Source organism: Mageeibacillus indolicus UPII9-5, assembly GCF_000025225.2.
In the GTDB taxonomy this organism is placed as follows: domain Bacteria; phylum Bacillota; class Clostridia; order Saccharofermentanales; family Fastidiosipilaceae; genus Mageeibacillus; species Mageeibacillus indolicus.
This window is the reverse complement of record NC_013895.2, coordinates 1,062,481-1,075,023: the sequence shown is the minus strand read 5'-3', so window position 1 is coordinate 1,075,023 and position 12,543 is coordinate 1,062,481. Positions and strand designations below refer to the sequence as shown.

The 12,543-nt window shown below is 46.2% G+C and carries 11 protein-coding genes; 9 read left to right on the top strand and 2 right to left on the bottom strand.

The features are described 5' to 3' along the window. Positions 1 to 4: 4 nt before the first annotated feature. Both radA and HMPREF0868_RS04775 read right to left on the bottom strand, forming a co-directional pair. Positions 5 to 1,456 carry a DNA repair protein RadA gene (gene radA / locus HMPREF0868_RS04780; protein ID WP_012993573.1) on the bottom strand — a complete coding sequence of 484 codons (1,452 nt, stop codon included), beginning with the start codon at positions 1,454 to 1,456 and terminating at the stop codon, positions 5 to 7. A 38-nt stretch (positions 1,457 to 1,494) separates the two neighbouring features. Continuing rightward, complete coding sequence (locus HMPREF0868_RS04775; RefSeq protein WP_012993572.1) at positions 1,495 to 2,250, bottom strand: exodeoxyribonuclease III; 756 nt, start codon at positions 2,248 to 2,250, stop codon at positions 1,495 to 1,497. A gap of 286 nt (positions 2,251 to 2,536) precedes the next feature. Between HMPREF0868_RS04775 and HMPREF0868_RS04770 the strand changes: the two genes are divergently transcribed. The 9 genes from HMPREF0868_RS04770 (at position 2,537) to HMPREF0868_RS04730 (ending at position 12,527) form a co-directional block, all read left to right on the top strand. Continuing rightward, positions 2,537 to 3,277, top strand: coding sequence for an RsmE family RNA methyltransferase (locus HMPREF0868_RS04770; protein ID WP_012993571.1), 741 nt, complete (start codon positions 2,537 to 2,539; stop codon positions 3,275 to 3,277). Positions 3,278 to 3,323: 46 nt separating this feature from the next. Continuing rightward, positions 3,324 to 4,583 (top strand): histidine--tRNA ligase, encoded by a 1,260-nt coding sequence (gene hisS, locus HMPREF0868_RS04765; RefSeq protein WP_012993570.1) that lies wholly within the window; start codon positions 3,324 to 3,326, stop codon positions 4,581 to 4,583. A gap of 83 nt (positions 4,584 to 4,666) precedes the next feature. Further along, complete coding sequence (gene aspS, locus HMPREF0868_RS04760) at positions 4,667 to 6,463, top strand: aspartate--tRNA ligase (RefSeq protein ID WP_012993569.1); 1,797 nt, start codon at positions 4,667 to 4,669, stop codon at positions 6,461 to 6,463. Then, positions 6,460 to 7,755: a signal peptidase I gene (lepB, locus tag HMPREF0868_RS07960; protein ID WP_012993568.1), complete on the top strand. Its 1,296-nt coding sequence runs from the start codon at positions 6,460 to 6,462 to the stop codon at positions 7,753 to 7,755. Before aspS ends, lepB (HMPREF0868_RS07960) begins: the two co-directional genes overlap by 4 nt. A gap of 165 nt (positions 7,756 to 7,920) precedes the next feature. Further along, positions 7,921 to 8,565 carry a signal peptidase I gene (gene lepB / locus HMPREF0868_RS04750; RefSeq protein ID WP_012993567.1) on the top strand — a complete coding sequence of 215 codons (645 nt, stop codon included), beginning with the start codon at positions 7,921 to 7,923 and terminating at the stop codon, positions 8,563 to 8,565. Then, positions 8,562 to 10,373 (top strand): translation elongation factor 4, encoded by a 1,812-nt coding sequence (gene lepA / locus HMPREF0868_RS04745; RefSeq protein ID WP_012993566.1) that lies wholly within the window; start codon positions 8,562 to 8,564, stop codon positions 10,371 to 10,373. The genes lepB (HMPREF0868_RS04750) and lepA overlap by 4 nt, the downstream gene beginning before the upstream one ends. Further along, positions 10,373 to 11,011: a class I SAM-dependent methyltransferase gene (locus tag HMPREF0868_RS04740; protein WP_012993565.1), complete on the top strand. Its 639-nt coding sequence runs from the start codon at positions 10,373 to 10,375 to the stop codon at positions 11,009 to 11,011. Before lepA ends, HMPREF0868_RS04740 begins: the two co-directional genes overlap by 1 nt. After that, positions 11,004 to 11,891 (top strand): P-loop NTPase, encoded by an 888-nt coding sequence (locus HMPREF0868_RS04735; protein WP_012993564.1) that lies wholly within the window; start codon positions 11,004 to 11,006, stop codon positions 11,889 to 11,891. Before HMPREF0868_RS04740 ends, HMPREF0868_RS04735 begins: the two co-directional genes overlap by 8 nt. Continuing rightward, positions 11,892 to 12,527: a 2-C-methyl-D-erythritol 2,4-cyclodiphosphate synthase gene (locus HMPREF0868_RS04730; protein WP_012993563.1), complete on the top strand. Its 636-nt coding sequence runs from the start codon at positions 11,892 to 11,894 to the stop codon at positions 12,525 to 12,527. Positions 12,528 to 12,543 lie beyond the last annotated feature (16 nt).

Below are 12,543 nucleotides of genomic sequence, written 5' to 3'. Positions count from 1 at the left end.
CTACCTATTTGAACAAAATATCGGCTGTTTGCCGTAAATTATCGACAAAAATCAATTCTACACGTGAGGGTTCTTTCAACTGCCGACAAGTAGAGTGGTTGCTGCTCGGCAAAATCATCTGCTTAATCCCAAGTCTATCTGCCTCGGCAATTTTGCCGGCAATTGAGTTTACCGGACGCAGTTCTCCAGTAAGGCCTATTTCGCCGCAAATAAGAGTATCCGGCGGCAACGGTAAATTCCGTTTGCTGGAGAGAAGGGCGGATACTACCGCCAAGTCGGTTCCAGTATCATTTACTTTCAGACCGCTTACGATATTTATGTAAACGTCGGAGGTATCAAATTTGGCTTGTAGAAACTTATCAGCCACGGCTAATAACATAGAAACCCGATTGCGGTCTAAATTGGATGTCATGCGCTGCGGGACGGAGTAATTGCAGGGAACAATCAAGGCCTGCAGTTCGATCAACAGCGGTCGAGTTCCTTCAGAAGTTACGGTTAAGGTCGTACCGGGTGTATTGAGCGGCCGTCCGGCTAGCATCATTTCTGACGGATTTTGAATTGCCGTGAGTCCGGTTGAATGCATGCTGAAAATCCCTAGCTCATTGGTTGCCCCGAAACGGTTTTTTACGGCCCGAATAAAGCGGAGGTCGCTTTGGGCATTTTGCTCAAAGTAAAGCACCGTGTCAACCATATGTTCCAAAATACGTGGCCCAGCCAGATTGCCATCTTTGGTCACATGACCGATAAGAACCATAGTTATATTAAGCATTTTGGCCAAGCGCATAAATCCGGCTGTACAGTCCCGCACTTGGCTGACTGAGCCTGGCACGGAAGCAATATCTTCAGCGTAAATAGTCTGAATTGAATCGATGATGACCAGAGATGGCTTGTGGGTTATTATGGCGGCGGCAATTTTGTCGAAAGAAGTCTCGGGCAGCAGTCGCAGTTCTTTGCGACTTACTTTAAGCCGCCGCGCCCGCAGTTTTATTTGTTCTGGTGATTCCTCACCGCAGACGTAAAGAATTATATTGTTCGTAGGAACTTCGGCGCAAATTTGTAAAAGCAAAGTTGACTTTCCAATACCAGGATCGCCACCTACCAAAACGATCGATCCGGGAACGAAGCCGCCGCCCAAAACACGATCAAACTCTGCCATCCCGGAAGAATAGCGGTCAACTTTTTTTGCTTCTATTTCAGCAAGTGTCAAAATTGTGCCCGTATCTGAGGCGGTTCGGCCGGTTTTTGTCGCATCGGCGAGGACTTGACTCTGCAACCAACCATTTTGGATCCCGGCGCCGATTCCGCCCCCTGCAGTTTTGCGATTGGTTGGCTTGCCGGTTATTTTAGTAGATTCAACTAAGGTATTCCACATCCCACAGGCCGGGCATTTGCCCAACCATCCCGGCGTTTCATAGCCGCATTCACTGCAAAAATAAAGCGATTTTTCTTTAGACATAGACACCTCGTATTGATAATCATTAATTATCTGCCGATTTATTTTAAAATCAGTTCGACCGGGCAATGGTCCGAACCGAAAATTTCTTGATGAATGGAGGCGGATTGCAAACGGTCGGTCAATTCGTTGCTAACTAGAAAATAGTCAATTCTCCATCCTGCATTACGTGAACGGGCGTTGAACCTGTAAGACCACCACGAATACTCTTCCGGCTTTTCAGGATAAAAATATCTAAAAGTATCAACAAATCCTGCATCGAGCAAAGTTTGAAATTCTGCGCGTTCTTCATCGGTAAAGCCGGGATTTTTGCGATTGGCAGCAGGATTTTTCAGATCGATTTCACGGTGGGCTACATTTAAGTCCCCGCATATGATAACCGGTTTAACTCGTCTTAGTTCCTGAAGATAGGTGAGAAAATCTCGTTCCCAGCTTTGTCGATAAACCAAGCGTTTAAGTCCGTCCTGGGAGTTCGGTGTGTAAACCGTACATAAGTAGTAGTCGGGAAATTCAGCGGTGATCAGGCGACCCTCTTGATCGTGATCCGGCATATTCATTCCATAGGTTACTCGCAGAGGTTCGATTTTGCTGAAAATAGCCGTGCCGGAATAGCCTTTTTTGCGGGCGTAATTCCAATACTGGCAGTATCCAGGTAAATCGAGATCTATTTGTCCGGCTTGTAATTTGCTTTCTTGGATACATATTATATCGGCAGAAAGATGTTGCATCGATTCTACGAATCCTTTTTCAACACAGGCGCGCAGACCGTTGACATTCCATGAAATTAATTTTGTCACATTAATTTGCCTTTCATTAAAATTAGCGCAATGTACGCTTGTGTCAAGTATAACAAGATCGCGACTCGCACTCAATAAATTGTCGAAGTTTGTCGGATTTTGTCGCGTTTTTCCGGCACTTATATTAAAATGTACTCCGTGACGGTTCTGAATGTTCTAAAGTATCGGTTGTCGTTGGTCGTTGGGTGTTCTGAATTGCGCTAACTGAGAGTGATTGTGATAAGCAATAATAAATGATCAATAATCAATCTGTAATGAATAATTTTTAAGAAAACTCGGGGGATGCATGAAGAAAGTAAGATTGGAAGTCGATTTGGATGAAGGATGGCAGCAAATCAGTTTGGATGCAGCGGCTCGGCATCATCTGTGTAATGTGCAACGTGCGCTATCGGGTGAAAAAGTTCTGCTTGTGGACAAGTCCGGCCGACGCTTTTTCAGTGAGTTAGGAAAAAATGGCTGCGTAAAACGAATGGGAGATTGTTTGGCGGATACTGAACCTCCGTACCGAGTCTATCTTATCCAAGGTATGCCTAAGGGTGACAAATGGGAATTTATTTTGCAAAAAGGCGTCGAACTTGGAGCAACCGATTTTTATCCGCTTAACTTGCAACGATCCATAGCAAGGGTCAAAAAAGAGGATTTGAGCAAAAAAGTGATACGTTGGAACAAAATAATCGCTGCTGCGGCCTTGCAGTCCGGCCGTACAGGATGTCCGATTATTCATCCAGTTACCGATCTGAAGGCTTGCGTTGCCGAGCTTGCGCTTTTGCCGAACACCTTGCGGGTGGTGGCTTGGGAAGAAGAGCGAAGTCTAAGTTTGGCCGATGCCATAAGTGATTATCGCAAACATTGTGGCATTCCTGAACATATCTGCATTGTAATAGGGCCGGAGGGAGGTTTGGCAGCCGATGAAATTGGTGTTCTTAAAGAAAGCGGCTTTCAGGTAGTCAGCTTAGGGCGACGTATCCTGAGAACTGAAACGGCCGGCATTATGGCTTTGGCTAATTTGACCTATGAATTTGAATGATAATAAAGTATAATTGTCAGATGAATGTTTATAAGGAGAGTTTTGTATGAAGTATTCTGCTCCACGGGGAACGAGGGATATTCTGCCTGACGAAATATATCGTTGGCAGTATGTTGAACGGGTATTTGCTGAGGTGTGCCGGCAATTCGCTTTTTCGGAAATTCGCATACCGACATTCGAAGCAACTGAGGTTTTTGCCCGCGGTGTCGGCGGTTCAACCGATATCGTGCGTAAAGAAATGTACACTTTTTTGGATAAAAGCGACCGCAGTATGACCTTAAGGCCGGAGGGAACGGCCGGTGTAGTGCGCAGTTTCATTGAACAGGGCATGAGTTCTTTGCCTTATCCGGTAAGGCTTTATTACAACTTGAACTTGTTCCGCTATGAAAGGGTGGCTAAAGGCCGCTATCGCGAGTTTCACCAATTGGGAGCCGAGGCTTTTGGGGCTGCCGGAGCGATGATGGACATTGAAATGATTGCGTTACTGCACAGTTTTTTCAAACGGCTGGGCTTGCATTCGACCGCTTTACATATCAACAGTATAGGAACACCTGCCTGCCGGTCAGAATATAACAAAGTTTTGCGCGAATATTTGCGTCCGTATGAGACGGAGCTTTGTGGTGATTGTTGCGAACGTCTGGCCAAAAATCCGTTGCGTGTTTTGGATTGCAAAGTGGATCATTGCCACGAAATAGCTCGCAATGCTCCGCGGCTTTTGGACTATCTCGATACGGAAAGTGCGGAACATTTCGCTGCATTAAAGGATGGCTTAACCGCTCTCGGCATACCGTTTGTGATTGATACGGATATTGTTCGCGGACTTGACTATTATACTAAAACTGTGTTTGAGTTTGTTTCGGAAAATGTAGGTACGCAGGGGACTATTTGTGGGGGCGGTCGCTATGACTGCCTGGTTGAAGAGATGGGTGGAACCGCGGTTCCGGCGGTCGGTTTTGCTTTGGGCGAAGAGCGGCTGCTCATGGAAATGGCAGCACAGCAATTGGACATTCCTCGACCGACACCGACAGATATATATGTCGCTCCTATGGGGGAAAACGCGCAGTGGAAAGCCATGTGCCTGATCAATCAATTGCGGGAAGGCGGCATTGTGGCCCAAACTGATTTGTGCGGACGGACTTTGAAAGCGCAGATGAAGTTTGCCGACAAAATCGGGGCGCGTTTCGTTTTAGTCTTGGGCGAAAATGAATTGACAAGCGGTTACGCTGAGCTTAAAAATATGCAAGACGGCAGCAAGACATCGATACATTGGGAAGATTTGCCGCATAATCTGAATTTACTGAGATGATTTGCCGCGTTCAGTCAATGAGCAAGATATTCCAGCAGAATATAACGAATAGACTTTGAAGATAAAATAAAGGAGTTGCATGTATGAACAATAAATCAATAGCTGATTTGCACCGCAGTTGCATGTGCGCGGAAGTCACGGACAATCAGGTAGGTGAACAGGTTACATTGATGGGTTGGTGTCATAAACAACGCGACCTTGGCGGCCTGATATTCATTACATTACGCGATCGCTCTGGCGAAATTCAAATCTGCGTCAACGAAAGTTCGCCGGAAGCTGCCCGCACGGCTGCAGCTAAGACGAGAAGCGAATATGTTTTGGCGGTTATCGGTAAAGTATCTCGCCGCAGTGCGCCTAATCCGCAAATGAAAACCGGCAATATCGAAATTTTGGCGGACGAAATTAGAATTTTAAGTGAAGCTGAGACGCCACCGTTTTACATTGAAGAAGGAATGCAGGCTAAGGATTCTTTGCGGCTGAAATATCGTTATTTGGATTTGCGTCGGCCCGACATGCAACGTACCTTGATTTTGCGCCACAACATCACCAACATCATTCATCGTTATTTCAATGAGCATGGATTCTTGGAAATAGAGACACCTATGCTTGGCCGCAGCACCCCGGAAGGTGCACGTGACTATTTGGTGCCTAGTCGAGTTTTCCCGGGACATTTTTTTGCTTTACCGCAGTCACCGCAGCTTTATAAGCAGCTTCTTATGGTTGCTGGTTATGACCGTTATGTTCAAATTGCCAGATGTTTCCGCGATGAAGATTTGCGAGCGGATCGTCAGCCGGAATTTACGCAAGTCGACTTGGAAATGTCTTTTGTCAATCCTATAGATGTTCAGACGGTGGTTGAGGGCCTGTTGGCAGAGATTTTTGCTGAAATAAAAGGGATAAAAATTGATCTTCCACTCCAACGTATGCCTTATGCTGAAGCAATGGAACGATTCGGATCCGATAAACCTGATCTGCGTTTTGCTATGGAAATCAATAATGTTTCTGATTGGGCAGCGAAACTTGATTTCGCGGTCTTCAAAAATGCTTTGGCTTTGCCCAAGGGACGAGTCGCTTGTATTCAGGTTCCCGGTGCTGCGAGCATGACTCGGAAACAAATCGACAGTTTAGGTGAGTTTGTCAAGACTTATCGGGCCAGCGGGTTGGCTTGGCTGGCTTTCGGCGCGGAAACCCGTGGCTCTTTCCTTAAGTTTGTAACGGATGTCGATATTGCTGAAATAAAGCAAAAATTATCTGTTAAGGATGGCGATCTTCTCCTCTTCGTGGCGGATAAATATCAGGTCGTTCAAGACTCTTTGGGTCAGTTACGCTGTGAAGTTGCTAAACGTTTGAATATGATTGATGAAAATCAATATAAACTTCTTTGGGTTACCGAATTTCCTTTGCTCGAATACAGTGAAGAGGAGCATCGTTATACGGCGATGCATCATCCGTTCACTTCACCTATGGAGGAGGATTTGCCTCTGCTCACATCCGATCCCGGAGCTGTGCGTGCTAAAGCCTATGACGTTGTTTTGAACGGAACTGAGCTTGGTGGCGGCAGTATTCGTATCCATGACCAGGATTTGCAAAAACAGATGTTTGGGTTGCTCGGATTTACAGAAGAACAGGCTTTCGCGAACTTCGGCTTCTTGCTAGAGGCTTTCCGTTATGGGGTGGCACCGCACGGCGGTTGTGCTTTGGGGCTGGATCGTCTGGTCATGAAACTGAGCGGAATTACTGATATCCGTGACGTAATTGCTTTCCCTAAAGTACAAACTTCCGCCGATTTGATGACTATGGCCCCTGGAACGGTCAGTGACAAGCAGCTGGCTGAACTTAAACTTAATTTGCAACCTGATATAGCCGAGGGAAATGAATGATGTTTTTCGGCAAGAAGATTAATCGATCTGACAACAGTAAGCCAGTGCGGCGACCTGCGGTAGATCAGCAACGGTTGGCTCATCTTACGGCTGATTTTGCTGCTGCTAAGGAGAACAAAGCGGCGAATCAGGTGGCTAACAGTTCTTCTGACGGAACCGTATCCGGAACGGCCGGGGATATTCGTCAGGCCATGTCGAACGATGTGCCAGCCTCTGCGGGGGCTGCCGGGAACTATGCCCCCAAGCCTGATTTGTCCAGAAATACAGTCCGTATTACGCCGGAAATGCTGCAATTAACTGCATCAATGACGGAGAGCGTGAACGGCGAGCAGACATCATTGGTTCCCAGCGTGGCGAATAAAGGGACGCTCAAAGAACCTAGTGTTGATTGTCGCAAGGAAAGCAAGCCGACGGCTAAATCGGGGTCACCGTTCAAGTTGCCAAAATTGTCCAAAATAAAAAAGGGAAACGGCCAATTTCTTGAATTGTCCAAGATTTCACCTGATGAAATGTTAAACCATCATGATGTCACCGCTGACCAGGCGAACGATTATTCAACTAAAGCCATTCATTCTTCAGCCAAAATTTTGCCGGAAAAGCTGTTGTTGGAATTAGGTGGCAAAAAATCAGCGCATCGCCGTGAAATGCTTAGACGACCTCACAGTGCGACTTTGACGGATAACATAAAACGTGTCAGTTGCCCATCTGATTTGGAGAATGCTTACAGCGTGTCTGCCATGAAAAGCGGCTGGCACCGCTATGCTAAATTAACGTTGAGTTGGCTAAAGACTTTATGTCTGGTTCTGGTAATCGCTTTTTTATTTAACAGCTACGTCTGCCGGAGAAATGCGATTAGCGGAGTTGCGATGCAACCGACTCTGGATGACGGCGAGCATGTCCTAGTTAATTTGCTAGCTGCCCATATTGGAGCGATCAGGCGTGGCGATATAATTATCCTTGACAGCGGTAATCTGTCTGAACATATTCAGGTTGGCGATTTGGTCAAGCGGGTTGTGGCGGTAGGTGGTGACACTGTTGAACTGAAAGATGAGGCTGTTTACGTTAACGGCGAAAAACTTGACGAGCCGTATCTGGCTTCGGGTACGGTGACGGAGCCGATAGATCTGCGCTTTAAGAAAGTTGTCTTGGATAAAAATCAATATTATGTTTTGGGAGATAATCGAAGTGCTAGCTTGGATAGTCGTTTCTTCGGCCCAATTCTTCGTTCGGATATCGTCGGCGAGTGTGTGCTTAGAACGGCACCGATGCACAAATTTGGACGTATAAGATAGTCAGTACGGCAACTACATGACTCGCCGCGGACCTGACGGAACTCGGAGAGCCTCGTATCGGTGATATAGCGGTTAAGCCAATAATATCTAGCCGGTATTTGCAACCAATAACCGATATGCCGATGAAACAAGCGGTCTTAATTTGAGATAGGAGACTATGTTGTTATGACAGATGAAAAATTTCTGAAAGAAGAGATGACAGAACCGATACCTGCAGCGGAACCGGCGCTCGACCGGGTTGAATCAACCGGTGGGTCGCAAGGAAACTCCAATGGCAAGCTTAAGAACGTACTGGAATGGGTAAAGTTTGTCTGTATCACGCTGGTGCTGTATTATTTCCTGTCACAGTTCGTTTTTCAGGTAAACATAGTGCAAGGTAGATCTATGTTCCCTACCTTGAAACCGCAGGACAGAGTGGTGGTAAATAAATTGCGGACTACGTTTAGTCGTCCTTATGACCGTGGAGACATTGTTACGATAAACGCTGCTAAACTTGACAATCCTGATATTGATAAAGACATAGTGAAACGTATCGTGGCTTTGCCTGGCGAAACAGTTGAAATTAAAGACGGCCAAGTTTTTGTGAATGATAAAAAATTGCCGGAAAAATATTTGCCTTCAGGTGTCGTGACCGAATTAATCGGCAGCTACAGCCGTGTTTTGCTAGGAAAGGACAGCTATTTCGTTTTGGGTGATAATCGAAGTCACAGCACAGATAGTAGAGTTTTTGGCGTTGTGCCGGCGAAAGCGATCATGGGATATTTAGCTTTCCGTATTTTTCCGTTCTACAGTTTGGGGAGGGTAAAATGAGTTCAGACAGGCAAAAGTTCATCCGCAATTTTTCAATAATTGCTCATATCGATCACGGTAAATCTACCTTGGCCGATCGGTTGATTGAACACACCGGCGTTTTGACGGAGCGGGAAATGCAAAGCCAGGTCTTGGACAACATGGATATAGAGCGGGAGCGTGGCATCACTATTAAGGCACAGGCTGTCAGAATGCTTTATATGGCTAAAGACGGTCATAATTATGAGCTTAATTTAATTGATACGCCGGGACATGTTGACTTCAATTATGAGGTTTCCCGCAGCCTGGCCGCTTGTGATGGAGCGGTATTGGTCGTTGATGCCGCCCAAGGCATTGAAGCGCAAACTTTAGCCAACGTCTATTTGGCATTGGATGCGGACTTGGAAATTTTGCCGGTCATAAATAAAATCGATCTTCCTTCAGCTCAACCGGAGGTCGTGCGGGGTGAAATTGAAGATGTCATCGGCTTGGATGCAAGTGAAGCACCTTGTATATCTGCTAAAGCGGATATAAACATTGATGATGTTCTGGAAAAAATTGTTAAACTTTTACCACCGCCGCACGGAAGTGAGGATGCTCCGTTGCGGGCGTTGATTTTTGACTCGAAATATGACAGTTATCGTGGGGTAATCGTCAATGTGCGAATCAAAGATGGTTGCGTCAAGGTCGGTGATGAAATTTTGATGATGAATACTGGCAAAAGTTTTGTCGTTACTGAGCTTGGCCACTTCAATCCTGGCGTGCTAGTGCCGGACGCGAAACTTTATGCCGGCGATGTCGGCTATTTGGTTGCTAGCATTAAAAACGTGAGGGATACGGCTGTAGGCGATACGGTTACTTTGAAAGCGAACCCGGCCTCTGAGCCTTTACCTGGTTATAAACACGTGCAGCAGATGGTATTTTGCGGCCTTTATCCGGCTGACAGTGCACGGTACAATGATTTGCGTGATGCTTTGGAAAAACTGCAGATAAATGACGCAGCACTTTCTTTCGAAGCTGAGACATCCAAAGCTCTGGGTTTCGGCTTCCGTTGCGGTTTTCTGGGCTTGTTGCATTATGAAATCATTCAGGAAAGGTTGGAGCGAGAGTTCCGTCTGGACTTGATTTCAACTGCTCCATCGGTTGAGTACAAGGTAATTACGACTGATGGTAAAACAATTAGGATGGATAATCCGACTAATATGCCTGACCTCAGCGAGATTGATCACATTGAAGAGCCTCTGGTTAATGCAACGATTATGTTGCCGAAAGAATATGTAGGCAATGTAATGGATTTGTGTCAAGAACGCCGCGGTATATATGAGAATATGAGTTATATTGATGACAGCCGGGTAAGTTTGCATTATGAGATGCCGCTGAATGAGATAATTTATGATTTCTTTGATGCGCTAAAATCTCGTACTCGCGGCTATGCTTCCTTGGATTATGAATTTAAAGAATATCGTAAATCTGATTTGGTTAAGCTGGATATAATGCTCAACGGTGAAGTGGTAGATGCGCTTTCATTTATCGTCCATGCAGATAAAGCTTATGCGCGAGGGCGGCGTATGACCGAAAAATTGAAAGAAAATATTCCGCGGCACATGTTTGAAATTCCTGTGCAAGCTTGTATTGGTGGTAAAATTATTGCCCGCGAAACTGTCAAGGCTTTCCGTAAAGATGTTTTGGCCAAGTGCTACGGCGGCGACATTTCACGTAAAAAGAAACTGTTGGAAAAACAGAAAGAGGGGAAGAAACGTATGCGCCAGGTGGGCAGTGTTGAGTTGCCACAAGAGGCATTTATGAGCGTATTGCGTTTAGACGAATAATGGCTCAATATTTTGATGCGCACCCTTCAGCATTGAGCGAGTTGCGCGAAGTTAATATTATGGTGGACGGGCGTGCCTATCGTTTATGGAGTGACAACGGTGTTTTTGCTAAACGTGGCTTAGATATCGGTACAAGCGTTTTTCTAGAATGTTTGCTCAAAAAAGCGGAGCTTCGTTCCGAGCTGGAATCAGTCAAGGGACGAGCACTCGATCTCGGCTGTGGTATCGGAATTATTGCCATAGTTTTGCAGGGATATTTACCGCAGCTGAAGTTTTCCGCTGTTGATATAAACGAGCGTGCCGTGAGTTTGGCGAAACGAAATGTTCAGGCATCCGGCTTAGATATTCCTGTACATGTATCGGACGGGTTCAGTGCATTGAAAGAGGAAGAGTTTTCGTTGATTGTGAGCAATCCACCAATTCGTATCGGTAAACAACCACTATACAGACTTATTGCTGATGCGTATGCGCACCTCGCGCCGTGCGGTTTGATGTTCCTTGTAGTCGGAAAAAAGCAGGGGGCTGAATCTTTACAAAAATATTGTGCTGAATTGGCCGGAGATTGTGATTCAGTCGGTCATGCCAGTGGTTTTAAGGTTTTGAGGCTTAGGAAAGCAGAGGAGGTAATTTATGGCTGATTGTTCTGGTTGCCCGTCGCATGACGGTTGTGCTTCGGCTAATGAAGGCGGTTGTTCAACAGTTCCGAACTTTTTAAGTATGACGAAAGGTAGCAGTGCCTTGGTTACAGTTGCTGTTGGTAGCGGCAAAGGCGGTGTAGGCAAATCAACGGTGACAGCATTGTTGGCGGTTATTTTGCAACAAGCTGGCTACAAGGTCGGTATTTTGGATGCCGACATAACTGGCCCGTCGATGGCACATACGTTCGGCTTGGAACACGGGGTGATGCAACGTGAGGATCAGGTGTTAATTCCGGCGCGGACATCCCTTGATATTCCCCTGATGTCCCTGAATTTATTGCTGCCCAATAAAGGTGACCCGGTGGTATGGAGAGGCCCGGTTATCGTTAATGTGATTAAACAATTTTGGAGTGAAGTAGAATGGGGCAAACTTGATGTCCTCTTGTTGGATATGCCTCCCGGCACTGGCGATATACCGCTGACAGTTTTTCAGTCCTTGCCGGTAGATCGGTTTTTACTGGTCAGTACACCGCAGGATTTGGTTCAGATGATTGTCAGTAAAGCGGCAAAAATGGCTGCCATGCTCAATGTGCCACTGCTGGGATTGGTAGAAAATATGTCTTCCGTCAAATGCCCTGATTGCGGGAAAGTCATGTATCCTTTCGGGCACGGTAAGACTGCCGCTGCCGCCGCTGCTGTTGGAACAGATTTCTTAGACGAAATGCCTATTGATCCGGCGTTAGCCGAGCTTATTGATGCCGGTAAAATTGAATATTTGCCACAAACGACTGATTTGCTGCAAAACTCTAAGGCCGCGATTGCTGCTTTAATCGACCGAAAAAAAGCTATTATTGCCAAAGCTGAAGCGGAGGAGAATTAGGTGGAACAGTCATTGTCCCGAGGCAGAGATAAGTCGGAACATTATATTTTCATCACCGGTTTGGGGCAGGATCACCATAGGTTTATTACGAAAGAGCCAGGACAAACTGGGTTTGATAACCGGGGTGAAACCAAGATGGGAGCTTGCCTCGATGCCAGATTCAGGGTGAAAACCGCAGATGGTGGGGCAAACAAATATGGTTTACGGTTGGCCGGTGTTGACATTGACTGTGATTGCCTAATCGAAGCTAACAGTGACGGTGATGTTGTAATTCACGCACTGATCAATGCCATATCAGGCTTAGGCTGTCCACCTTTTTTGGGCAAGCCGGCCGATGCTTTGTGCCGGGCTGGGATTAAAGACAGTCGAGTGTATTTGGCGGAGTCTTTAAGAATATTACAGGAAATTCATCCACGCTTGACTGTCGTTCATGCATCATTCAGTATTGAAGCTTTAAAGCCGAAACTATGGTTGCACATACCGGCGATGCGTTCATCTTTGGCAAAGCTGCTTAACCTGCCGATTACCTCAATAGGAATAACAGCTACGACCGGCGAAGGTTTGAGTGGTATGGGGAGAGGCGAGGGCATTGGAGTTACCTGCCTGCTGACAGCACAAGAGATCTGCCCATTTTAAGTCAACACTTTCCGCT

What these genes read in the sequence shown, in the direction of transcription:
- HMPREF0868_RS04770 (WP_012993571.1), top strand. Translation starts at nt 2,537, where the DNA reads ATGAAGAAAGTAAGATTGGAAGTCGATTTGGATGAAGGATGGCAGCAA.
- HMPREF0868_RS04740 (WP_012993565.1), top strand. Translation starts at nt 10,373, where the DNA reads ATGGCTCAATATTTTGATGCGCACCCTTCAGCATTGAGCGAGTTGCGC.
- lepB (WP_012993568.1), top strand. Translation starts at nt 6,460, where the DNA reads ATGATGTTTTTCGGCAAGAAGATTAATCGATCTGACAACAGTAAGCCA.
- lepA (WP_012993566.1), top strand. Translation starts at nt 8,562, where the DNA reads ATGAGTTCAGACAGGCAAAAGTTCATCCGCAATTTTTCAATAATTGCT.
- aspS (WP_012993569.1), top strand. Translation starts at nt 4,667, where the DNA reads ATGAACAATAAATCAATAGCTGATTTGCACCGCAGTTGCATGTGCGCG.
- radA (WP_012993573.1), bottom strand. Translation starts at nt 1,456, where the DNA reads ATGTCTAAAGAAAAATCGCTTTATTTTTGCAGTGAATGCGGCTATGAA.
- hisS (WP_012993570.1), top strand. Translation starts at nt 3,324, where the DNA reads ATGAAGTATTCTGCTCCACGGGGAACGAGGGATATTCTGCCTGACGAA.
- lepB (WP_012993567.1), top strand. Translation starts at nt 7,921, where the DNA reads ATGACAGATGAAAAATTTCTGAAAGAAGAGATGACAGAACCGATACCT.
- HMPREF0868_RS04735 (WP_012993564.1), top strand. Translation starts at nt 11,004, where the DNA reads ATGGCTGATTGTTCTGGTTGCCCGTCGCATGACGGTTGTGCTTCGGCT.